Here is a 23,658-nt window from a genome sequence, read left to right on the forward strand (position 1 = left end):
AAGATTTTTGGTCCAATCAGAGAATACCCTACCTTTTTTCTTTTGTTCTAGCAAAATGCTTTACACAAACTTTTATACATCATCGCAGTCCTTTTTCCTTCCTGTAAACATCCCTTTCATACAGAATAACATCATTAAAGGACATAATAAGTATGCCAACCATTCCATATTTCCTGATCCCCTTTCATATAAATCGAAACCTCCTTCAGCAGGAGATCTCCTCCCTCTAGAAATATTGATGTATCAAGGCTTTGCAGCCTCTCAGGGGTGTCAAAAAAATATTTTTCGACAAAACGCCTTACATCTCATATTTCGCAACCTTTGCATGATATACAAAAAAACAACCCGGATATTCGCATAAAAATAATTTTTTGTGCAAAAATCGTAAAATAGTTAATTTTTATTCGGTCAAATCGGGCTTATTTCGAATTTTTATTCATGATGCGAAATGTGAGAGGCACAACGCGACGATGGACTGTTTTTTGCTCAACGGGTTGACGGATCGGGTCGTGTCATACTCATGCAGGGCGCGAAACGCCTCGTTGTGCCGGATCAACGGAATCACCGCCCGAAACAGCACCGATCGCAGTCGTTTCCGTCCCCGTTTGGAGATGTGCTTTTGCCCTTTGCGCTGGCCGGAGGAGTTCTCCTTGAGCGTCAGGATCGCCAACTTCACCAATTGCCGTGGATCCCGATAGTGGGCGAAGCTGCCGATCTCCGCCAGCAGATCCATGATCGTGGCTTCTCCCAATCCGTGAACCGTTTTCAGCCTCGGTAAAAAGCCCTTCAAAAAAGAAGGGCTTTTATCGATTTTTACACGACGGTTTTATTCAGCTTTATTATAAGATTCCATGAATTCTCCGCATGCCTTCATCATTTTTTGTCCTTGAGGAGAATTCATCGCTTCCATCATCTTCATCATACCGTTTCCATTCATCATGTTCGTCATGCTGTCTGGCTTTTCCGCATAAGAAAACTGTCCGACTACTAACAATGTTGCCAGCGCAAATGAAGAAACAAACGCAATTTTCTTTTTCATCTATGATCCCTCCCTTGGTTTTAAAACCATTATAAGCAATAAATTTGATGAAAATATGGAGATTTGCCTATTCTCTAACATGTCTCATGCTATCTTACAAATGTACTTCAAATTTTTTGAAGAAATATAAAGGCGAATCATCAATCTTTCAATAGCCGTTTTTTCTCTTCATATTCTTCTGCATCAATTTCTCCACGGGCAAGTCGCTCTTTGAGAATATTCAATGCATGATTTGATTTATTTTCAAATGGTTTCATGATTAACAAGATCACCCCATATATTGCAAACCCAGTAGTCATAATCCAAAATAACATATTTAACATCATACCCATGCTCATCATCATTGCTTCCTCCTATTCATTGTTGGTTGTTTGGCTATTCATCTCTTTTCCCTGTTTTGCTATTTTGATCCACTTTTCACCAAAATTATCCGTTAAATAAATGTCTTTTTCAAACGTCGTGAAGACGATTTGTTTTTCATTGTTTGGATTTACCGCAATGTATCCAATAGCATCACCCTTACTTAAAGTTGGAATAGGGATGTTTTTTCTCTCCGGATTCCAGATTAATTTTCATCAAAGAAGGCTTATCAGTAATAACTCCAGCAAGAAGTTTCCCCTCTTTTGTGAAGGAAACGGATGTGACTGGAGTATTTTTTGTAATGTTATCAAAGGAATTACCATAATCCTTAGATAAATAAACCCCTCGATTTGTACTTATTACAACAATATTTTTTTCTCTGGATGAACAGCAATAGCTGATGGTTGCCCTTCTAGTCCTTTCATATCGCTTTTTGTCCACGTTTTTGTTTCGTCTAACGAGTAGTACAATCCAGCGTCATCCATTCTTGAATTCCGTTCTGGGTTTAAAACATAAATGGCATGAGAATAATATCCAACCCCCATTCCGTGAAAGTCAACCTCCCCATATAAATCGAGCGTTTGTAAGGCTTTCCCCATATCTGTACTTTTAACTACACCGAGTGGATTTTTCATAGAAGAACCTGAAGCTGGATGTCCGCTGCTGTAAAACCCGTTATCAACCATAGAGAATCCATGTAGTCATGTTTTTCTCCTTCTGGAATTCCCCACTTACCGTTTTTATATACTCTCAATCCATCATGTGCCGGTACATAAATTTCAGTTCCATCATTCGTAAAACCTAACCCGTGAATATGCATAAAATCAATGCCATCTTCTTTTTCCGTGCCATTTGTTAATGCAAATACCCCAGAAACAGCTAGGGATAGTAAGGCTAAAACTGATATCCATTTGCTTAATTTTAACCATCTTTGCAGTTTGTCCCGTTTTAAGCGTCCTTCGTGTTTTTTCACATTAACGGTTTTTAATTGATTTCTGATTAAGGATAATAAAGTGATCCCTAAGACAAACAAAATCGACGACACAATAAAACTATAATTTAACAAAGTAGCGGTCAACATCTCCCGTTTGTGTTCTTCTCCCGCTCCATGTGCGAATACACCAACTGGAACCATAAGTAATATTGTGAGCAAACAGGTAAAAAGTTTTAACTTCATCACTATTCTCCCCCTTTCTTATAAATTAAAAGATAGAAAATTCCTGCAAAAAGAATAGGAACTCCCGTCCATAGACAGATTTGAACAAACGTTTTCATATACACCCCTAATTTTGGCTGGAACATGAACGAACCGGACATCGTCAAACATAGCAATCCAGCCATGATCAACAAAGCAGGTACAATGATTTCAAATTTTTTCATTGGGCATCCCCCTTATAAATCGGGAAAGTAAGTTCAAAGTTTGTCCCTTTTCCCACTTCACTACTTACATGTATAGTTCCATTTTGCAGTTCCACAAGTTGTTTGACGATTGCCAGTCCAAGCCCAGTACCTCCGAATTCTCTTGATCTTGATTTTTCCACCCGATAAAATCGTTCAAATAAAAATAGAAGATCTTTTTTCGGTATCCCGATCCCCGTATCTTCAATCAAAATCTTTACTTTGTCTTGATCATTAGACAATTCTATTTTTATAAACCCTTTTTCTGTATATCGAATGGCGTTTTCGATTAAATTAATGACAATTTGCTCCATTCTTAAACCATCCGCATAAATACTCGGCAATTGATAAATGTTATGAAAATATAACTGTAACCCTTTCTCCTTTGCTTTCATTTTTGTTTTGGCTATGGCATTTTCAATCACTTCAATCAGATCAATTTCCTCCAAATGTAACGGTAACTTTCCTTCCTCCATCTTTGCCAGTTCAAACAAATCATTGACTAGTTTGGACATTCTGTTGGCTTCTTGCTCGATAATTTGTATATACATTTCTTTTTCATCCTCTGTTTGATACTGTTTATTTTTTAATGCTCTTGCATACCCTTCTAAATACGTAAGAGGAGTTCGCAATTCATGGGAAATGTTTGAAAAAAATTCCCGCTGGTTTGACCGGTACCTGTATAATTCAACGGCTAAATCATTAATCGCCTTGGCTAGGGAGCCAGTTTCGTCTTTTGTTTCAACAGAAACTTTTGTATTTAAATCACCTTTAGCCATTTTTCGGGTTGCTCTTTCCATTTCTAAAAGTGGATTGGCTAACTTGCGTGATACAATAAAGGTAAAGCCAAGGGCTAAAAGAATAGCACCAATGTCAGCTAAAATGGTTAAATTCCTTACTAGTTCGATTGATTGATATATATCATCGATGGAAGCCAATACAAAAATTCCGCCGATAAAGCGATTTTTTGCAAAAATAGGTCTTCCAACGCTAAGAAAACGTCGCTCCAAGACTTCATCGTAATATTCTTTTTCGATGACAGAGTTTTCCCTTAAAAAAGAAATATCATTTGCATTGATTCTTTCTCCCTCTAGAAATGTTGATATATCAACGGTTGTAGCCGTTTCAGGGGTGTCAAAAAAATATTTTTCGACAAATTTCCTAACATTATTTTTTAAATATGTGTATATCTTACATTTGGTGGGTACGCTTCGCGGTCACTACTGGTTAAATTTGGTTGTAGTGAGGGAAGCGTATGGGATGCACCTTGGATCTCTGCATCGCTGATGATGACGAACCCTCCCATGTCTCTTGGCATCCTTGTGCCTACATTCCTTCGTTCGGTCTAGTCATCAGGCAGAGGCCAGCTAAGCTCCTTTAGGGACTCAAAGTCGAATGGATGATATCGCGCCAGCTTCTCCGTGTCATCCTTGTTGTCTAGGGAATCGAGACGATAGGCATCAAGCAGCCGTTTCGAGACCAAAGATGTCCTGCATCATTCGCTTCGCATCGAACGCTTGGTGCTTCGTACACATAGCGTGCAGTACCTTCAATAATTTTCCGCATAACACCACAATCGATTGCTTCTTCCGTAACGGGTTTTCCGGTCGTGTCGTGTAATAGTCGTGCAGCTGCCGAAACGCTTCGTTGTGGCGGATCATCGGCATCATCACGCGGAACAGGAGAGCGCGAAGCCGTTTTCGTCCCCGTTTCGAGATCCGTTTCTGCCCTTTGTGTTGGCCGGAGGAATGTTCCCGCAGCGTCAGGCCCGCTAATTTGATGAGTTGCCGCGGATCCTGATAATGGGAGAAACTCCCGATCTCTGATAACAGTTCCACGATGGTCGCATCGCCTACACCCGGAACGGTCTTCAGCCATTCGTATTCGACGAAGGTCTGAACGAGTTCAATCAGCTGTTCTGTCAATGCCTCGATCTCTTTTTTCCAGCTGGCGGTACCGGCGGACAAGTGTGGCGATTTCGATACGGGCCATCTGTTGTCCTTCCGTTACGCCAATGGAGTGTTGGGCCAGTTCTATGAGCTTCTTCGCTTTCGGCCTTTGCGGCGATTGTAATCCCTCGCTTTGCCGGTAAAGGGCGAGAACCTCTTCTAGCTCTTTTCCTGCTAGATCACTCGGAAATGGCGTATATTCCAGTACCGCGAGCGCCATTTTCCCAAACGACGGAAAGACTTGCGTAAACTCTGGAAAATACCGATCGAGCCAGCGAATCATCTGATTTCGAACTGCTCCCTGTTCTTCCACCAATTTGGAGCGAAATGTCGCTCCAACGCGCAGCTCCGCCTCCATCCCTTTGAGAATGCGCGGATAGCTGAATCGGCCGTCTTTCACTAACCGGGCAATGACGAGCGCATCTTTCGCATCATGCTTGGTTGGAAGGTTATCGTCCAGCTCTTTGGAGCGCTTCACGTGCATCGGGTTTGTCATGACGAGAGGGATGCCTTTCTCATCAAGAAAATAAGCGAGATTCAGCCAATAATGTCCCGTTGGCTCGATGCCAACGATCACCTCGGTTTTTCCAAATTCCTTCATGGCTTCCACGATGCACTGGTACAACCATTCCAATCCTTCTTTCGATTGCAGAACGGGAAACGGCTTTTTTAACACCCTCCCTCGCTCATCCACAAAGCAGGCATAATGTTTTTTCTTTGCGATATCCATCCCAACAACCAGCGTTTGATCGGTGACTTGATTAATCTTCTTGTTTGAGATAGAATGCATGTATAGTCCTCCTTGGTATTCAAATTAGGGGTCAATTCATCCAATTGACACCCCCGAATCATACCAAGAGGGCTTTTTTTATTCAAGTCCCCGGAAAAACTTCTAACAGGAATGCTCCTTTTGGTAAGCTTGGGATCCCAGAGTTTGCAACGACGATGCCGTGTTCGTCTACGATTACAATTTCCTGATCTGTCATATCTGCAAGTAATTCAAACATATGGAGGATATTTTTATCCTCTAACGATGTTATGGAATTCGCATAACGATCGGACAAATTGTAAATTTGTTCTTTCATTTTACTGTAATAAAAGCCAGAAAATATTTCATTGATAATAAAACCAAGTGGAAGCAAAATGGTTAACACAATGACTAGAATACTTGCCCCTAATTTTACAGCGATGCTATTCCATTTCATTGGTCTTCTTCAGGAGCTTGAAATTTATAGCCCCTTCCCCAAACCGTTTTAATTGGATTAAAGGAAAGCCCAGTTTTTCTAAACTTTTCCCTTATATTTTTCACATGGGTATCGACTGTACGAATATCTAAAACGTCATGAACTCCCCATACCCGATCCAGTAACATATTCCTTGTAAATATCGTTTTTGGATTTAACACCAATAGCAAGAGAATATCAAATTCTTTTGGAGTTAATCCTAATGGACAATCCTTTACAAAAACTTGTCTTTCATTTTGATCGATTTTTAAATCTGCAATCTTAATGATTCCTTCCGTTTGAATAGGATTGGAAGAAGCAGCTGAACGTCTTATTAGTGCTTTAACTCTTGCCACTAATTCTTCGGGTTCAAAAGGCTTTACAAGATAATCATCGGCTCCAACATCAAATCCTTGTACTTTATCTTTTACATCGCCACGTGCCGTCAGCATAAGGATGGGCACTTGACTCGTTTCCCTTATCTTTTTGCATACTTCCCATCCATCCATATCAGGCATCATGATGTCTAAAATCACTACATCGATTCTTTCTTTTATCAATAATGTTAATGCTTCTTGTCCACTTGCCGCTTCAGTTAAGTGAAAATATGGAGAAAGATTGATTTTTAGTAAATGCCTCATGTTCCATTCATCGTCAACGATTAATATCCTTTCCTTCTTCATCCTTATATCACAACCCCTGTTATAATTTGTTAACAAATGATCCGGCTGATTGTTCATCCTTTAACCTCTCTTTTTTACTCATTTAAGGGAAATATAGCCAATCATCGTCCCGTATACGATTTCTTGAACCACTTTCATGATAACTCCACCTGCTTGTCGATCCTCGAGCGGTGAAAGTGTTTTAAACAATTGTGGGGTGTCGTAATAGACGGTATAACTCACATTTCGCGCCATGAATAAAAATTCGAAATAAGCCCGATTTGACCGAATAAAAATTGGCTCTTCACCACAAGTTGTACTTGATCATTGAAGATCGGTGTGCATAGAGAAAATAGAGGGTACAAAAAATGCGAATTTTCCTGTATGGTAAAGGTGACCAAACCAAACCATTGGAGGAAAATTCGCATGTACTCTCAGTTTATCAAAGAACTCATCGATTTACCAGATGTTTTGATTCAAAAGGTGCGAAAAGAAGGAGAACGTTGGATTTTCGAACTTTCTCTGCCCGAGCAATGTCCGTTATGTCCTGTCTGTTTGAAGCGCACGATCAAAATGACAGACAAAAAGAAACAATGGATGCATGGCTATGCTCAACGAATCGGGATTTTTTGGATTGAACTTCCTGTCGAGCGCAGACGCTGTGGTACCTGTGACATGACATTCAGCACGTCTTATCCAGGAATTTCTCCTCGAAGTGTGGCAACGGATGCTTTTCAACAATGGGTAGCGCAATCTTGCATCGGAACGTCCATTCAGGCGGTGGCTCGTATGCTCAAGCTTCCTTACACGACCGTTGAACGCTGGTTTTATACCCATGCCCCTTCCTTCTTATCGAATGATATCCAACCAAAGGCGGTTTGTGTCGATGAATTTGCTTTTCGAAAAGGGCATGACTACGGAGTGGCGATCATGGATGCCGAAACGGGAGAAGTGTATGCCATCGAAGCAGGAAAGAACGAGGAAGCCATTGGACGCGCATTGGCTCATGTGTCTGGTTCTGTTCAGTATGTCGTGAGTGATTTGGCTCCAGCGATGAAAAAAGCGATTCAAGGGGTTTGCCCAGAAGCAACACATGTGGTTGATTATTTCCATGTCATTCAACTGTTTACAGATGCTTTAGAACGTTGTCGCAAATATTTGGACAAAGGAGGCAAGAAACACGGACATGTTCGCTACGTTTGTCGTTTATTGAGCCAATGTCCACAGAAATTGACGGAGGAAGAACGTCAAATCATACGGGGATGGTGTCATGAACGTGATGACGTAAAGTCTGTTTACCAATCGCTTCAACATTTTCGCTATGTGTCCAACAGCAAAGACGAGCAACAGGCGAAACGACGTTTGGAAGCCTGGATTCACCGATATGTATGTTGCCCTTGTTCAGCTGTACGCGCCATCGCAAAATCGCTTGTCAAACGAACAGATGAAGTCATATCGTGCATATTGTCACCTTATTCAAATGGAAAAATGGAGGGAACGAATAACAAGATCAAACTAATCAAACGTCGGGGATACGGATACCGAAATATCCAGCGTTTTGCATGGCGGGTTCGTCTAGAAACAGCTAACATACTTTAATGGTAGGTTCAAGTACATCTTTTGGTGATGAACCAAATATTATTGTTTGTTACAAATAAAGGAACTTCCTGTAAATAGAAGTTCCCTGTATTTCTTCAACAATCTACCTTGCTTGCGAAAAGGTTTATTTGTAACTGTAGATGAGCAAATCCGCTAACATAAATTTACAACTAAACAAAAGAAGAGACATGAACCCGATTCCTTGGTTAGAATAGATGTGCCCACAACTATCCACAAGGAGGTTCATGTCTCATGAATAGACTAGCACATCATCAAGGAATTCACAAGTTTTTCACGATGTTAGGGTTGGCGCTTTATTTCTCCAAACCTGTCATGAAGCATCTCGTTCATATCGTGGATGCCATGATTACAAAGGGCTTTTCGGGAACGCTGACCGATCTACATCATGGGAGTCTTCATCCGAATCATCGCACGACACTGAGCCATTTTTTCACGAAAAGTCCGTGGGATGAAGAAACATTGCTTCGCAAACTCCAGCAGTGGATCCTTCGTCGTGTCGAACGCAGCTCGAAACGAGAGAATCAACCCATTTTTGTTTCGATCGATGATACGATTTGCCAAAAAACAAAGCCTTCGTCACGAGCCACGCACGCCATTCAAGGGTGTGATTGGCACGATTCTCACACAGAGAAAACGTCGATCTGGGGACATTCTCTCGTTTGGCTCATGGTTCATACGATGACCCAAGCGTTTCCTTTTGCCTTTCGCCTCTACGACAAGACGGCTGGGAACAGCAAAGGAAAATTGGCGATCGAGATGCTTTCTTCGTTGGATGTGAGTCGCCCTGTTTATGTGCTAATGGACTCTTGGTATCCATCCCAAACGCTCGTGGAAGCTTGTCTGAAAAAGGGATTCCACGTGATTGCGATGCTCAAGACGAACCGAATTCTCTACCCGAAAGGCATCGCCATCCAAGCGAAGCAGTTTGCCCACTACATCGAACCGAAAGACACTCACCTCGTCACGGTGGGAGAAGAGCGTTATCGGGTGTATCGCTGCGAAGGGTCTCTCAAAGGTCTCGATGATGCCGTAGTGCTGCTCGCTTGGAAAGCCGACCAGCCGATGACATCGGAACATCTTCATTGCGTCTTGAGCACCGATCGGGAGCTAAGCGACGAAGACATCTTGCGTTACTATGCCCGACGCTGGTCGATCGAATGCTTTTTCCGGCAGGCAAAAGACCAGCTGAAGCTCGATGGGTATCGTGTTCGTCAGGTTCGAGCGGTGAAACGGTATTGGATCTTAGTGCAACTGGCCTATGTGTACAGTATGTTCGAGTCCAACTGTGATTTCTCTGCCGGGCTTGACCTTCTCCGAACGAAGAAAGCACATAGTCTTGTAGAATTTATCTACGGTGCAGCGAAACAAAATATTCCCATTGATGCCGTGAAAAAACAGCTCCACGTGGCATAAGGGGTTCCCTGTTTGTCTCTTTTTATATGGTAATTATTGTTATCAAAATTACTCAACTACAGTTATCTAATATTTTTTAACTAATGTAGTATCTTGTTCATTATCTAAAAAAACTACCCATTTATTTTCATTCTGAATTTTATATGCGACTGCTTCTAAATCAACATTGTTCTCATAATATCCTAAATGAAGATGCTGATTTGGATCAAATTTCACGTTTATTCACTCCCTATAATTGATTACCATATGAAGTGATGTTTTTTCATGTTAGGAGCTACATGATAATGTAGATAAGGTCCTTTTCCGTCAATATAATGATAATCTAATCTAAAGATAGGCTGTTTAGTTTTTTTGTTACGAACCTGAATAATTTTTCCACCACTTGTGTTTTCTGCAACTAAAAAGTTAAGCAAAACGCAAGATTTTTTTCAGCACCCTAAGTCTTTTTATAAGTTCATATAAGAATGTTTCAGACGATAACTAGTTCCTGTAAATGTTAAGAGATAGCTGTGATGAACAAGGCGGTCAATGATCGCCGTAGTCAATCGTTCATCATGGAATATGCTATTCCATTTACTGAATTCCAAGTTGGTGGTCATAATGATACTTCTCTTTTCGTAACATCCTGCAATGACTTAGAAAAGGAGCTGCGCTCCTTCTTTGCTTACAGGGATGTAGCCCCATTCATCAAAGATCAATAAATCGATTTTTTCGAGTTGATTCATCAGCTTGTGGAGCTTTCCTGTATTCTTTGCTTCAATCAGTTCATTGACCAACGCGGCTGTTCGATAAAATTTCACGCTTTTCCCTTGGTTACAGGCTTCTACACCAATCGCTGTCGCTAAATGCGTCTTGCCTGTGCCTACACCTCCATATAAATATTCGCCACTACACCCCTTCTAAAAAAGAAACCTTGAAAGGCTTATAGCCAATCAAGGTTCTCTTTGTTTTATTTTTGTGTTCGGAATAGACATCTACATTTACTTAACACCGTTAGAATAATTTAAGAAGAAAGTATCAGCAATTTCTTGTGGAAGTTGTTGATTTACAAAATTGAGCCCCACCCACGATAAAACTGTTTCATCAATAGAGCGCCAATTTTTTAAAATCGGCAATAAATCCGCACTATTGTTTACATCTTGAAGCCCTAAAACACAAACCCCATAACTTCTTTCTCCCCATATTGCCCATTTCATTGAAGGAGGTAGCCAAATAACAGTATAAGAATTGTACAGCACTGCATCCGCTGGACTTTCCTCAGGTCCTAATTCAAGAACATCTAAATATTCATCAGGTGATAAATTGACAGGGAGTTTCATCCAATTATAATAATTAAACTCTTTATAAAAATATTCTACTGGATTAGGGTCTAACACTGCGGTAAGGACATAATCATCTTTTGTTTCTATAGATAATTGCTGGATTGTGCTCCAAAAATCTTTGTCCATTGCCCAGTCAAACTCTTCAAACAAAAAATAATTGAATTGTTCCCGGAATACCTGTTCAGGCAATCTATTTTCTATATAAAACGTATCACTAGCTATTCCTATTAATTTATTAAACTCTTTTTTTTCCCTAACAAATAAAGTTTCTAAATTCATTGGACTCCCCCTATTTTAACCTAATTTTTAAAGTCATTCTTTTGCTCCCTTTTGGATAAAAGTCAGCGGTTGAACCACCTGTGGATTTAGCACCGTCGCGAAGAACATATTTTGCGCCATCTTTTGTCAGTATTATTGTTTTTCCGTCTTTAGATATTGATTTTTTCCATCCATCTCTAAGTAGATTTTTTTCGAACTGTGCTTTAGATACATCAGTCGCTCTGTTAGCATAACGACTACCAGATTTAGTCACATCTACATATTTAGAAGCTTTGCCTGTACCCTTTATAATAAATCTACCTGTATTTCTAACAAGTTTAAATTTTCCTCCACCAACAAAACCAATAGCTGCCGTAGCCGCGACGCCTTTCCATCCTTTCCCTGACTTGTATGCCTTATACCCATCATACGCCGCAAATCCCGCGTTGATAGCCAGCCATACCCAATGCCCATCCGGATCCACCAACATCACCGGATTGTTATTTGCGTACGTGTATCCATTCTGCGTCAGGATATCGTCCGCATCCCCCGGGTCTGGATCCAAGGATAGGAACACACCTTGTTCTGGGCGGTAGTACCGGGCAATCAGGTAATAAAGACCCGTTTCTTTGTCATATTGGTACCCCGCATATCGGTATGGGTTTTCGTCCGCCACGGCGCCGGATTGGGAAAGAATATTCCCCCACGCATCGTATTGGTAACGGGTCTCGATGTTTCCTTGTTGCTCATTTAGAGTGTGAATCGTCTATTTCTTTCGTTTCAATTTCTTTATTGTGATGTTAATATCGTCTAACAACACGCTTTCACTTAGCCATTTCCAAAATTTCCTTTTTGTTAAATACTTTTTTTCCTCAACAATTCGTTCAAGTCTTGATGCATCATCAGTATTTCCATATCTACCTATTGCAAGTATGGCATGATTCTTTAGTGTTGTATTAAAATCACCCGTTAAAATTTCAAAGAACTTATTTACTACATGTCTAGTAACTTTGTCCTTGGGGAATTTTTCCGCGAAAGCAAGTAGAGTAACGGCACTAAAAACACGCTCAAATTCCTCACTAAAGAGATCTTCTATTATAACTTTTGATGCTTCTTGATGATCAAATGAATGATAAATAGCCTCTGCTAATGCTTTATGAGAATAACGGGAATCTGGTTTTCTGTACTCCTTAATTACTTCTTCTAGTCCACATATTATTTGTAATTTTGCTACCTTGATTTGTTCCAGTACCTCTTTGTTATCCGTCTTGATTTTGTCTAATTCTCTTATAGCATTGTCATCGCCAATTGTTCCTATCATAGCTATATCTGCGATTAAATCCGTGCCACTTTTTTTAGATAAATTGTGAATTTTTCTTTTTAATTGAGTTTCTTTACCCTCTAAAAAATCCAATACACTTTCTGCATAAGCTTTAACAAAAAATATCTCTGTCTCATCTTCAAGAATAGCTTTCAGAAAAGGGATGACACTACTGTCATTTAATAATTTCAATGTTTCTAATATTCCAAGCTTACCATTAGGATCTACTTTATAAAAGTATTTTTGTAAGATAGTAATTATGTCCCTTCCCATCTTAGCTAAATCTTGAGCAACTATATCTATATTATGCTCATTAAAATTATTAACTAAATTTCTAACCGTCTCCTCATATTGATTCATATTTTTCACCCCTAAAACGATCAAAGAGGGACACACTCTCAGTGTGTGTCCCCAAATATCTTTAATAACTTGCCTTAATTATAATCCATGCGCCGACTTTCTTATAATTCTTGAGTTGCCTTTTTACATAGCTTCTTTTCCAAGAACCTTTTGGTTTTAATTCAACGACAACCCTTCCTCTAAAAAATTGAAGGTCTGGACGTTTTTTAGTACCTCTTAATGGTTTATCATATTTGCCTCCAGGAACAACTCTTTTCATCACTTTGGTCCATGCTTGGTGCGCGGCTCTCCCTCTAACATATGCAGGACCTTTAGTAATATTGTAAATATTTCTTGCAACCTTGGCTGCACGGTAAGCACCTGAGCCTATTCCACCGATAGCACCTAAACCAGCTCCTATTGCAACAGAACCCCACAACTTCCAACCTTTGAGACCTCTACTTTTTGCAGACTTATACGACGATACCCCTCCGATTAACGCTCCTACTGCCATCCACACCCAATGCCCATCCGGATCGACCAACATCACCGGATTGTTGTTCGCGTACGTATAGCCGTTCTGCGTGAGAATGTCATCCGCATCGCTTGGGTCTGGATCCAAGGATAGGAACACACCTTGTTCTGGGCGGTAGTACCGGGCAATCAGGTAGTATAGACCCGTTGTTTTTTGCAAGCAAAAAGTGCAGAGAATTGCAAGAAAAAATACATAGGCTTGCCGGCTCAATGAATTTACCTTTCAACCGAGTGAGAAGGGAGCGACTGAACGGCAGAAAGCGCATGCCGCAAGCGGTAGCTCTCACCCGTAAACACGAGAATGTGGGCGTGATGGACCAAACGATCCACCAGCGCTGCCGTCAGGCGGTTGTCCCCAAACACTCGATTCCACTGTCCAAACTCTAAATTCGATGTCACGATGACACTTTTTCGTTCATAACAATCGGCAATGATGTGAAACAGCAGTTCCGATCCCTGCTTTTGGAAAGGTACATAGCCGAGTTCGTCCAAAATCAACAGCTCGCCTGTGTCGATTTGCCGTTTGAGCCGTCCGAGGGTGCCGTCTTTTAACGCCTCTTCGAGCTGGGCGACAAGATCGGCGACACGGAAAAACCGAACTTCATGGCCCCGTTCACACGCTTTTAATCCTAATGCGGTGGCGAGATGGGTTTTTCCTGTTCCCGGCGAACCTAAAAGCAGGACGTTCTGTTTTTGCTCCAAAAAGCGAAGGTCGCAAAGTTCTTCCTTCGAGGTCGTGGTCGGCCAATGAATCTGATCCGACCATTCGTAATCTTTGAGCCATTTCAACTCCCGGAACTTCGCCTTCTTGATCAATCGAGCCTGTTTTGCTTTCTGACGGAACGACAGCTCCAACGCCAACACATCACGCAAAAACTGTTCCTTGGTCTCGTAGGCCACCTCCTCGAATCGATCCGCGATGTACGCCAAATGCAGGGCTTTACAAATCTCTTTTAAATCCATCTTCATGCCCGGCTTCCCCCTTCCCTTGACGGACAAAGACGTTGATCATACACATGTAAATCGGTTTCATAGTCGACTAAAACGGAAGGGGTATAGGCTTCTTCCCATTTCGCGGGATACTCCGAACGCTTCGCCTCCATCAACACCCCGATCTCATGGGGCGCCAAATCCCACCGTTGATACTTGTCAAGCCACTGAGCGATCTCATAGACGGTGTACCGGTCCAGCAGCTTCTGCACCCCTCGAATGCGTGATGCCGTCTGTTTCGGTTGTTCCATGAAGTATTTCCTAATGGCCTCCGGCAAGTAAACTCGAAACCGCGAATACTCCACCACCCGGGGCTTTTGCGCCCATTCCGCCAAAATGTCCTTCCAAGGGAGCTCCCGTTGCTTTTTCGTGTACGGCCTTGGCGCTTTTAGGTACACCTCCCCTTCTTGGGACAAAACCATGAAACGATCCCATTCCTTTTTGACAAGGACACGGTTGGGAACCGGGATCCCATGAACCACAAACGCCTCCCCATCCACCGTTGCTTCCCCGTATTTATTGACATTGGCGTGGTGGAAGGAGAAGATCGGGAGATCTCTCTCCGGCAGGACAAGCAACTCCTTTTGTTCTTCCTGCCATAATTCCTCAATGGTTCTCCCTTTTTCATAGTGGGGGCGGGCTCGATCTTCGATCATCTTGCGATGCAGCCACTCCGCCAGTTCTTCATCCCCCTTGATCAACGGAGCAGGGACAAAGCAGTGTTTGACGAGTATAGTAAACTTTCCGTTCGACATTCCCTTTTTCGTGTCCGCTATACGGATTGCACGCCTGTACGTCAAACCGGTAATGAAGCCGGAATCGCTCAAATGCTTCAGTATATTGACGTTCGCCTCCTTTTCGGATCGAAACCACCGCCGCCGCCAAATTGTCGATGCGCAGTTTTCTCGGGACGCCTCCGGCTTGGCGAAACAGCTGAGTGAGCCCGTAAAGAAAACATTCGCTGTTTTCCGCTGGCAATGGATACGCATACGCGGCGTTGCTGTACGGAAAGCTCAAAATCAGAATTGACCGGTCTTCCTCTTTTCCCTCCTTCGTCACAACGGACATGGTGCCGAAATCCACCTGCGCTTCCCCCGGAGGGTGTTCCAGCCTCTCGTAACGCTGTTCCTTCTCCAGCTTAAGCTGAGGTCTTCGTTTTTGAACGTAGGCGCAAACCGTTCGATAAGACCCTTTAAAGCCATGTTCCTGCTTTAATTGTTCGTACATCTTCTTGCTTGTCCGCCGTTGTTTTCTTGGCGGTTTGGCGTCCTCCTCCAGCCAGTCATCAATGATTTGACCGTATCCTTCTTCCTCCATCATTCCCCGTTTTCTCTTTATTTTTTGTCTGACCGAAATGTCTCCATCCGCATATTTCTTGACTGTTCTCCAGTTAAATCCCGTCCTGCGGACAATTTCGGAAAGCGATAACCCTTTCTTTTCACGCAAATGTTTGATATGATGAATTTCAGACATTGCTAGCATCCTTTCATTACCTCCACTGTTTTGTTCTTCACAACCTTAAACAGTAGAGGGTATTTTAGGAGCTGGCAAGCCTTTTTTTATGCCATGAAGCTCTGCACTTTTTTGTTGCAGAACTCTGTACTTTTATTTTGCACTAAACATTTCTGGGATTTCCCCCTGCTCGATGAGGTGTTCGTAGAACACCGTCACGGGCATGGTGGGATGTTCTTTTCTTAGGGCTAAAATATGATCCTCATCATCGGGCGACAGACGCCTTGAGTGGCCGCGGTCCGAACGGCGCTTCGGCTTTAAGGCGTCAAAGCCCCCTTTTTTGTATCGGGGGCACCAATCGAGGATCGTCTTGGCTGCGATTCGCTTGCCGCCCTGGTGGGGAACATGGTGCACTCGCTCGCTCACCTCTTTCAGATACGTCTTCGGTTCCACCTGCCCATTCACCAACGGAGCGATTAGCCCGTACCGAAACAGGGCCATGTCGTGTCTCATCGACTCATCCATTCGAATCTCCTTCTGGTCTCACTTGGAATCAGAACCGTTCCGGTCCTCCTGCCCTTATCGTACCGAATTGCTTTTTCTCCGTCGATAGGAAAGGTTTGTGGGAACCTCAATTATTTCCAATTTAGGATATGTATGTAAAATCAGGATCCCATTTAATTCGCAAAAGGGTGTCGGAATCCGTCCTCCCACATCTCTCTGATGACCGAATAGAGACCGTGTTCCTCCAACGTCCGGATCCACCAAGAAGTCTGTTCCTTTTCTTTTTTCACGATAGGGCCTATGATTCTCCACCGCCTCGCAAAAAAACGATGAAGGTTTGATAGGTTTCGGTAGAACCGTCGGACATAAAAGATGATGCCGTCCTTTGTCGGGAGGAACGGAGCCTGGTTCGTCCCCTCGGTCAATCCCAACTGCTCTTTCACCACTTGCCATACGGCGGACAACGTATACTGAAAATACGAGAGGAGAAAGGAAGGCAGCGCACTCACCGTCTTCAAGCATTCCCGACAGCGATACCGGACAATCCAAATGCGATAATCACCATGTGGGGTCAATGCGTTTCGCTCATAGTAACCGTGGCGATGCAACGGGCGCTTGGCCCGGCAATGCGGACACTGTGTCAGAAGAGGGGAGTCGTTTTCTTTTCCACGCTCTGCATACGTTTGGACGTCAATGCCAAAGTCATGAAATTGAATCACGTCCTCCTCTTCTCCTCTGAACCGATGGATTTTCTCTTCCGAAATAATTCACAAAAAATTTAGCACACTCTTTCAGAAAAGTTCCATGGGCAGCGATCTGTCCTCCACCCGGGGATGAAAATCACCGCTGGCTGACGGGATTTTCACGGAAAAGGGGAGAGGGCTTTCTGAAAGAATGTGCAAAAAAATGGCTCTTTTGTTCCGAAATAAAGTGATAATTTACACTTATGAACGAAGTATGGGAAGATTAAAGCCCCTCTCGGATGAGAAGGGGCTTTTTGTGTATTTCTCTCTATTTTAAACATAATTTCCATGTTCGTCTATTCCTATTGGATAATATGGCATTTTTTCAATAATTCTAAATAGCTCCTTATGTTCACCTGACAACCAATCAACACAAAAATCTTTTGGATTTACATAGTATTCATTTTCCTCATTATCGTTTAACTTGTCACACTCAAACCAATATTTCCTAAATACGGCAATTACTCTTCCGCTAATACTTAATTCGTATTCATATCTCTCTTTGTCAAGATTCGGATCTAAAAATTCCTTTTCTTCTTCAATTGCCTCTTTTAATTCTTTTACATATTTTTGAAAAAGTATTTCATAGTCGTTCATTATCATGGCCTCCATTCATCAGGATAATATCTTTCCTGTTTACTACGATTGTTTTCTGCAACTAAAAATTTAAGCGAAATGCAATGAAAAAGTTTAGCACTCTATGTTCCATAAAAGTAAATATAATCCATATACCAATATAAATTATCTTACCCTATAAGGCTTGACATGGATCCTCTGCGTGCATGGATTATTTTGCGAAGGCCGCAGCACAAAAGGAATTCGCAGAGGCAACCAGCCTACCATGCACGCCACTCCATGTAAAGCCGTGTCTGTGAAATTATATTTTTTGAGAAAAACTGACCTGTTTTGTTTCCAATTTAGTGCTTAATTTTTATCTTGCATTTTGCTAAAGTTTTATTTTGCATTAAACAATTCGGCACTACGCTCCCAAACCAAAATAGCCATAGAGGAGATCTCCCCTATGGTTAAATCTTATTCATCTATACCTAAATATTGTTTCGCATTAATTGTTGTTTGGTATAAGAGAACGGGTTTCTTCTTTAATAGTTCTTTAAGACCTTCGAGTTCTAATGATGGATTTATTATTTCTGAAATGTTCGCTTCTAATGATGAAACAATAACACTACTTTCATTTATTCTATCAAGGTCAAGACAGTCAACTTCCTTACCTTCAACTTTGAAATAGAACCTACATCTAATATCACCGTCAACATCTCGTGGAAGCTCTAGCCCTTTATTTATTTCCTTAATCACTATACCTACATTTACATAATAACAATTAGAGTAATTTGATTTCTGCAATCCAAGGCAACATATTACCTCAGGACTTTCCTTATAATAATATTTGCCTTTTTTCGAGAAACCGTTTGCTAATAAACAGTCATTAACAATCTTTTTAAACTCTTTCCTTTCCATCGCCTCTACCTCCTCAATAAACTTCTAATACTGTTCTCCAGCCTTTACCATAAATTTTTTCAACTTCTTTTTTATAAGCTTTTAATTGTTTTAGGCCTTTTTTTATTGCTCGTGGGTTATTTGGTTTAAGTTCATATATAATTTTCTTCTCGAAATCAATAAAATCAATTCTTTTTCCACTTGGTAAACGAAATTCCTTTTCTCTTACCCCTTTAAGTACCTTATTAGCTTTATATGATTTATGCATTTGTCGTCCTAATTTTAAATTTGACTTTGTATATCGTTTAGCAGCTTTCTTAACGGTTCGTTTTACTGCTTTTTTTATTAAGGATTTGGCTACTTTTTTAGCAACAATCCTTCCACCAACGGAGACCAAGATAATTATATAAGGATTCTCTCCATCTGGGTCGGTTAACATCACCGGATTGTTGTTCGCATACGCATACCCATTCTGCGTGAGAATATCATCTGCATCCCCTGGATCTGGATCCAAAGAAAGGAACACGCCATGCGTTGGATGATAGTACCGGGCGATCAGATAGTACAGACCCGTTTCTTTGTCATATTGGTATCCCGCATATCGGTATGGGTTTTCGTCCGCCAAGGCACCGGATTGGGAAAGAATATTCCCCCACGCATCGTATTGGTAACGGGCCACGATGTTTCCTTGTTCATCCGTCAGGGCGATCACATCGCCATGGGCGTTATAGTGGTAAAAATACGTTGCTGTGCCTTTCTTCATGGCAAGGAGTTGTCCGTTTTCTCCGTATATATACGATCTTACCACATTTCCGCTTGCATCGGTTTCATACAGAACGTTTAGGCTGTCGCCTTGGTAATGGTAGTTCGTAATGACGCCATTGACATTCTTTTGGATGCGCCGGCCGTCTTCGTCGTATTTGTATGTTACAAACGGCGTGCTTTCTCCTTTTCTCGTAATGGAAACCAATTGGTCCGCTTCATTCCATTCGTATTGATATTGTCCATCTTCGATACGGTTGCCGTTGGCATCATAAGAGATTGTCTCTGTTCCAAAACGAATCAACTGATTGGCAGCGTTATAATCGGCATTGGTCGTCGTCGACTGCCCATCCTTGGTTTCCACGATTTGCTTCCGGTTTCCGAATCCGTCATAGGCATATTCGACTTTCGTGCCATCTGGAAGCTGCTCTTCCACTAATTGGTCTAAGTCATCGTAACGGTAGACGGTCGTTTCCCCCGTTGGGGATTCCACTTTCGTCCGGTTGCCGTTTTCATCGTAACGGTATGTTTCCGATAAAATTTCTTTTCCGTCCGCCGTACCGACCGAAACGCTTTCCACTAAGCCGCGGTCATCATACGTAAAGGTCGAACCGGCTCCATTTCCTGTCGTGAAGGTGTGAACGTTTCCTCTCTCGTCATAATCAATGTTTTTTGTTTGGCTACATTTCTTTATTAGTTGTTATTCTTTCTCACTCTGAGATAATAAAAGCTCACAAACCTTAAAGTAGGTCGTGAGCTCTAAATAAAAATAATTTTTCATAAAAAGGCTTCATCAATATTCTGTGTTTCTGTCAAGATAGGTTTGAAAATTCTATCTTTAAAGTACCCCCACGTTAACCAGACGACATGTTAGGAAAATAGGTTGGATTTATATATTTAAAAAATTTCCAATTATACTTTGATTTAGTTTTCATACTCCCAAATAGCGTACCGACTAATAGCTAAAGCTGTTTCGTTCCAGGTTTTTCTTGAACAATGGGCAAGTATTTTTTTGAGACGATCCTCTACACTTTTTATATTAAAGTCTTTCATTATAAACAATCCCCTAGCTATCTCCAATCCTGACTTTTCCACCATATTCCCTAACCTTTTTGGACTTGTAACATAGATAGTAAATACTTCAGCAGAATCTGAGTCTCCCTTGATACCAATATCCGCTTCAATTTCTATCCAAAAATCATCAGTCTCCTCTCCCCAGTCTTCATCCATTATCGTTAAACAAAATAATTCAGGAATTATCATTTATATGGCTCCCTCCATGCTAAAAATTCAAGCGTGCATTTCGTAACTTATATGTCTTTTTGTTGATAGGACTCTTATAAAATTCCTCAAAATTCGCTTGATATACCCTTCTTGTTTTCTTATACTGCATTCTAAATACTTTAGATTTATCTTTACTTCTATATCCTATCCATTTACCATTTTTGTAGAGTGGCTTAGCCCCTGATCCAACCCATGCTTTCCCAGCCTTTTTTGCTAGTCTCTTACTTACTCTCCCTACTTCTATAGTAGTGTTACCTTTTCCATACTTAGCCGCCAATAAAATCTTCATAATCTTGGCTGTTTCTCCCGCTTTATAAATTCTATACGCTTTAAAAGCCGCACCGCCAACAAGCCCTACACCTACAGCAATCGCTGCGACCTTCCAACCGCCTTTTTTAAAGGCCTTATACCCATCATACGCCGCAAACCCTGCATTAATTAACAACCAAGGAAGGTTCCCATCCGGATTCACCAACATCACTGGGTTGTTGTTCGCATACGCATACCCATTCTGCGTGGGAATATCATCCGCATCCCCTGAGTCTGGATCCAAGAAAAGGGACACGCCATGCTCCGGGTGATAGTACCGGGTAATGAGAAATATCCGCTTAATAGAAGTTCAAAAATATACATGCATGAGTTGCCTTACTTCCAACCGGAGCAGGGAAATACGCTGCCTCATCCCTTAACAGTCGAGCTTGTCTGATTTATTCTTACAGAAAGTAAGACAAAACCCTTAATATTAATAAAGGTTTTCAAAGTTTTAATTATAAAAAAATGCCTTAGGAGAGAGCGTTTCTCCTAAGGTTCTACAATTACAAAAATAATCCGACCTATCTAATCAATATTTTATTTAATATGTCTGATTTCCTTCACCTTAATCAATATTTTATCACAATGTTTTCCTGTTTTTCATTGAGTTTATGAAGAAAGATAAGACACTTTATTTACTTTCCATATAATCTGTGTTTCGTTTTCTTTTTCTAAAAAAGTTACAACCCACCCGAAATGATGTAAACGATCAGTAAATGTCACCTTATGATTTAGTGTCCATGTTAAATCACCTAAATATCTCCAATAAAAAGATTCGTGTGGTCTGTCTACTCTTACTAATCTTTCTTTCTTTAAAACCTTATTTCCTTTTTGACGTTTTATTTCTAAATATATATCTACATAAGAGACTTCGTGTTCACATATAATGCTACATATATATCTACGATTAGGACTGCGCTTTTTCTTATAGATAAATGTATTTTTGTAATTTAATTCTTTTATCTTGTTGTATATTTCACGAAAAATTTGCTTATCCCATCCTCGCTCATCAGCAAGTTTTTCCATACCCTTTGTAACACTTCTAATGCCATTTTCTTTTTTTCCAAGTCATCCGTAAGAGAGAAGTATTGATTATAATCCATTTCAACATAAACAGTAATAAAATCGGGTACCATTTCCATTTCAATTTCTTTCTCGCTTAATTTAGATAGATCCGGTACGCATTGAATGATAACTCCCTTTTCCCCATCTGTATGAATTTCGGGCAAAAGACGAGTATAAAGTGATGTAATACATCTTGTTTCATAATGAAAGATGGCGGACTTGCTTTGCCTATAATCGGTAAAGGGGCTTGTCTCACCAGTATCATAGTCAACTATTACAGTATGATCAAAATAGTTTATATCACTTGGAATAGAAAGTTGAATATCCCTTATAACAGTCATTTTTTCACTTCCTTTTATTAAATTTATGGGCGATAGTGAAATGGAGGTGATAATTTGTTGTTAGGCTGGATTCTATTAATGTATTCCGTATGCCTTTTTTCCCATCTCAGTGCATTATACCTACCACGTATGTTAGTTTTTACTATTCGTGAAGCATACCGATCTGTCTTGTATCGCTTATTCCACTTTCTAACTTGCCTTTCAGCGCGATATGATTTTCCCTTTTTAGAAATCCTTCCATCACTAATACCAACTTTGACTACTTTATTAGTTTTTTTATCATAAATTTCATATCCATGATGTATCGCAGGATTTCTTTTACTATTCGAATGATATTTTTTTGAAATCTTTCTATATTTCTTGTAGACCTTATAAATCTTATAAACTCTATAAGCCCCCACTCCAGCTATAATAACAATATGAGCATAATGCCCATCCAAATCCACCAACATCACCGGATTGTTGTTCGCGTACGTATAGCCGTTTTGTGTGAGGATATCGTCCTCATCACCTGGGTCTGGATCCAAGGATAGGAACACACCTTGTTCTGGGCGGTAGTACCGGGCAATCAGGTAATAAAGACCCGTTTCTTGGTCATATTGGTATCCCGCATATCGGTATGGGTTTTCGTCCGCCACGGCGCCGGATTGGGAAAGAATATTCCCCCACGCATCGTATTGGTAACGGGTCTCGATGTTTCCTTGTTGCTCATTTAGAGTGTGAATCGTCTATTTCTTTCGTTTCAATTTCTTTATTGTGATGTTAATATCGTCTAACAACACGCTTTCACTTAGCCATTTCCAAAATTTCCTTTTTGTTAAATACTTTTTTTCCTCAACAATTCGTTCAAGTCTTGATGCATCATCAATATTTCCATATCTACCTATTGCAAGTATGGCATGATTCTTTAGTGTTGTATTAAAATCACCCGTTAAAATTTCAAAGAACTTATTTACTACATGTCTAGTAACTTTGTCCTTGGGGAATTTTTCCGCGAAAGCAAGTAGAGTAACGGCACTAAAAACACGCTCAAATTCCTCACTAAAGAGATCTTCTATTATAACTTTTGATGCTTCTTGATGATCAAATGAATGATAAATAGCCTCTGCTAATGCTTTATGAGAATAACGGGAATCTGGTTTTCTGTACTCCCTCTAGAAATGTTGATATATCAACGGTTGTAGCCGTTTCAGGGGTGTCAAAAAAATATTTTTCGACAAAGTTCCTAACATTATTTTTTAAATATGTGTATATCTTACATTTGTTGGGTACGCTTCGCGGTCACTACTGGTTAAATTTGGTTGTAGTGAGG

23 protein-coding genes and 8 pseudogenes are annotated in these 23,658 nt (G+C 40.9%); 2 read left to right on the forward strand and 29 right to left on the reverse strand.

Features of this window, described 5'->3' with window-relative positions:
* Window positions 1–72: 72 nt before the first annotated feature.
* The 12 genes and pseudogenes from IC803_RS18525 to IC803_RS13215 form a co-directional block, all read right to left on the reverse strand.
* The gene (locus IC803_RS18525) at window positions 73–168 is read right to left on the reverse strand and encodes a DUF2933 domain-containing protein (RefSeq protein ID WP_081211289.1); all 96 of its coding nucleotides are present in this window, start codon (window positions 166–168) and stop codon (window positions 73–75) included.
* 289 nt (window positions 169–457) lie between these two features.
* Window positions 458–769: pseudogene (locus IC803_RS13165) on the reverse strand (transposase); the annotation flags it as partial.
* A gap of 57 nt (window positions 770–826) precedes the next feature.
* Window positions 827–1,039, reverse strand: a complete 213-nt coding sequence (locus IC803_RS13170; protein WP_061580489.1) for a hypothetical protein — start codon at window positions 1,037–1,039, stop codon at window positions 827–829.
* 140 nt (window positions 1,040–1,179) lie between these two features.
* Window positions 1,180–1,380: an SHOCT domain-containing protein gene (locus tag IC803_RS13175; RefSeq protein WP_223811970.1), complete on the reverse strand. Its 201-nt coding sequence runs from the start codon at window positions 1,378–1,380 to the stop codon at window positions 1,180–1,182.
* Window positions 1,381–1,758: 378 nt separating this feature from the next.
* The gene (locus IC803_RS13180) at window positions 1,759–2,034 is read right to left on the reverse strand and encodes a hypothetical protein (protein ID WP_081211272.1); all 276 of its coding nucleotides are present in this window, start codon (window positions 2,032–2,034) and stop codon (window positions 1,759–1,761) included.
* Window positions 2,031–2,576, reverse strand: a complete 546-nt coding sequence (locus IC803_RS13185) for a hypothetical protein (RefSeq protein WP_081211270.1) — start codon at window positions 2,574–2,576, stop codon at window positions 2,031–2,033. The genes IC803_RS13180 and IC803_RS13185 overlap by 4 nt, the downstream gene beginning before the upstream one ends.
* A 2-nt stretch (window positions 2,577–2,578) precedes the next feature.
* Window positions 2,579–2,779: a hypothetical protein gene (locus tag IC803_RS13190; RefSeq protein WP_081211268.1), complete on the reverse strand. Its 201-nt coding sequence runs from the start codon at window positions 2,777–2,779 to the stop codon at window positions 2,579–2,581.
* Entirely contained in the window at window positions 2,776–3,807 is a 1,032-nt protein-coding gene (locus tag IC803_RS13195) for a sensor histidine kinase (RefSeq protein ID WP_081211266.1), read from the reverse strand. Before IC803_RS13195 ends, IC803_RS13190 begins: the two co-directional genes overlap by 4 nt.
* A gap of 450 nt (window positions 3,808–4,257) precedes the next feature.
* Window positions 4,258–5,536, reverse strand: a pseudogene (locus IC803_RS13200) (IS110 family transposase).
* Window positions 5,537–5,618: 82 nt separating this feature from the next.
* On the reverse strand, window positions 5,619–5,951 hold the full coding sequence (locus tag IC803_RS13205) for a hypothetical protein (RefSeq protein ID WP_081211442.1): 333 nt from the start codon (window positions 5,949–5,951) through the stop codon (window positions 5,619–5,621).
* A complete protein-coding gene (locus tag IC803_RS13210) occupies window positions 5,948–6,709 on the reverse strand; it encodes a response regulator transcription factor (RefSeq protein WP_223811971.1) in 762 nt (253 codons plus the stop codon). Before IC803_RS13210 ends, IC803_RS13205 begins: the two co-directional genes overlap by 4 nt.
* Window positions 6,710–6,730: 21 nt before the next feature.
* A complete protein-coding gene (locus IC803_RS13215) occupies window positions 6,731–6,886 on the reverse strand; it encodes a cytochrome c oxidase assembly protein (protein WP_081211438.1) in 156 nt (51 codons plus the stop codon).
* A gap of 171 nt (window positions 6,887–7,057) precedes the next feature.
* Here IC803_RS13215 and IC803_RS13220 point away from each other — a divergent pair, with 171 nt between their 5' ends.
* Together IC803_RS13220 and IC803_RS13225 are read left to right on the forward strand one after the other, a co-directional pair.
* On the forward strand, window positions 7,058–8,230 hold the full coding sequence (locus tag IC803_RS13220) for an ISL3 family transposase (RefSeq protein WP_190304209.1): 1,173 nt from the start codon (window positions 7,058–7,060) through the stop codon (window positions 8,228–8,230).
* 252 nt (window positions 8,231–8,482) lie between these two features.
* Window positions 8,483–9,664, forward strand: a complete 1,182-nt coding sequence (locus tag IC803_RS13225) for an IS701 family transposase (RefSeq protein ID WP_081211432.1) — start codon at window positions 8,483–8,485, stop codon at window positions 9,662–9,664.
* A gap of 66 nt (window positions 9,665–9,730) precedes the next feature.
* Here IC803_RS13225 and IC803_RS13230 read toward each other — a convergent pair whose 3' ends face one another.
* From IC803_RS13230 to IC803_RS13305, 17 genes and pseudogenes are all read right to left on the reverse strand, one after another.
* Entirely contained in the window at window positions 9,731–9,880 is a 150-nt protein-coding gene (locus IC803_RS13230) for a DUF3986 family protein (protein WP_081211434.1), read from the reverse strand.
* Between the two features lie 230 nt (window positions 9,881–10,110).
* A pseudogene (locus tag IC803_RS13235) lies at window positions 10,111–10,497 on the reverse strand (ATP-binding protein).
* 147 nt (window positions 10,498–10,644) lie between these two features.
* A complete protein-coding gene (locus IC803_RS13240; RefSeq protein WP_081211444.1) occupies window positions 10,645–11,265 on the reverse strand; it encodes a hypothetical protein in 621 nt (206 codons plus the stop codon).
* Window positions 11,266–11,275: 10 nt separating this feature from the next.
* Window positions 11,276–11,998: pseudogene (locus IC803_RS18430) on the reverse strand (RHS repeat-associated core domain-containing protein); the annotation flags it as partial.
* Between the two features lie 12 nt (window positions 11,999–12,010).
* A complete protein-coding gene (locus IC803_RS13250) occupies window positions 12,011–12,925 on the reverse strand; it encodes a hypothetical protein (RefSeq protein ID WP_190304210.1) in 915 nt (304 codons plus the stop codon).
* A 61-nt stretch (window positions 12,926–12,986) separates the two neighbouring features.
* Window positions 12,987–13,649, reverse strand: a complete 663-nt coding sequence (locus tag IC803_RS18220; protein ID WP_223811972.1) for an RHS repeat-associated core domain-containing protein — start codon at window positions 13,647–13,649, stop codon at window positions 12,987–12,989.
* A gap of 5 nt (window positions 13,650–13,654) precedes the next feature.
* A complete protein-coding gene (gene istB / locus IC803_RS13260) occupies window positions 13,655–14,407 on the reverse strand; it encodes an IS21-like element helper ATPase IstB (RefSeq protein WP_081211424.1) in 753 nt (250 codons plus the stop codon).
* Window positions 14,404–15,910: pseudogene (gene istA / locus IC803_RS13265) on the reverse strand (IS21 family transposase). The gene istB and the pseudogene istA overlap by 4 nt, the downstream one beginning before the upstream one ends.
* A 141-nt stretch (window positions 15,911–16,051) precedes the next feature.
* Window positions 16,052–16,405: pseudogene (locus IC803_RS13270) on the reverse strand (helix-turn-helix domain-containing protein); the annotation flags it as partial.
* Window positions 16,406–16,557: 152 nt separating this feature from the next.
* Window positions 16,558–17,103, reverse strand: a complete 546-nt coding sequence (locus IC803_RS18225; protein ID WP_223811973.1) for a DUF6431 domain-containing protein — start codon at window positions 17,101–17,103, stop codon at window positions 16,558–16,560.
* Window positions 17,104–17,400: 297 nt separating this feature from the next.
* Window positions 17,401–17,724, reverse strand: a complete 324-nt coding sequence (locus IC803_RS13275) for a hypothetical protein (RefSeq protein WP_081211408.1) — start codon at window positions 17,722–17,724, stop codon at window positions 17,401–17,403.
* A gap of 435 nt (window positions 17,725–18,159) precedes the next feature.
* Window positions 18,160–18,603: a DUF4304 domain-containing protein gene (locus IC803_RS13280; RefSeq protein WP_011230501.1), complete on the reverse strand. Its 444-nt coding sequence runs from the start codon at window positions 18,601–18,603 to the stop codon at window positions 18,160–18,162.
* A gap of 13 nt (window positions 18,604–18,616) precedes the next feature.
* Window positions 18,617–20,014: pseudogene (locus tag IC803_RS13285) on the reverse strand (RHS repeat-associated core domain-containing protein); the annotation flags it as partial.
* Window positions 20,015–20,268: 254 nt separating this feature from the next.
* Window positions 20,269–20,607, reverse strand: coding sequence for an Imm8 family immunity protein (locus IC803_RS13290; RefSeq protein ID WP_042412356.1), 339 nt, complete (start codon window positions 20,605–20,607; stop codon window positions 20,269–20,271).
* Window positions 20,608–20,626: 19 nt separating this feature from the next.
* A pseudogene (locus tag IC803_RS13295) lies at window positions 20,627–21,229 on the reverse strand (type IV secretion protein Rhs); the annotation flags it as partial.
* Between the two features lie 670 nt (window positions 21,230–21,899).
* Window positions 21,900–22,346, reverse strand: coding sequence for a hypothetical protein (locus IC803_RS13300; RefSeq protein WP_190304211.1), 447 nt, complete (start codon window positions 22,344–22,346; stop codon window positions 21,900–21,902).
* 23 nt (window positions 22,347–22,369) lie between these two features.
* On the reverse strand, window positions 22,370–22,984 hold the full coding sequence (locus tag IC803_RS13305; protein WP_370543798.1) for an RHS repeat-associated core domain-containing protein: 615 nt from the start codon (window positions 22,982–22,984) through the stop codon (window positions 22,370–22,372).
* Window positions 22,985–23,658: the final 674 nt, after the last annotated feature.

It is taken from the genome of Geobacillus sp. 46C-IIa, assembly GCF_014679505.1.
Lineage (GTDB): Bacteria > Bacillota > Bacilli > Bacillales > Anoxybacillaceae > Geobacillus.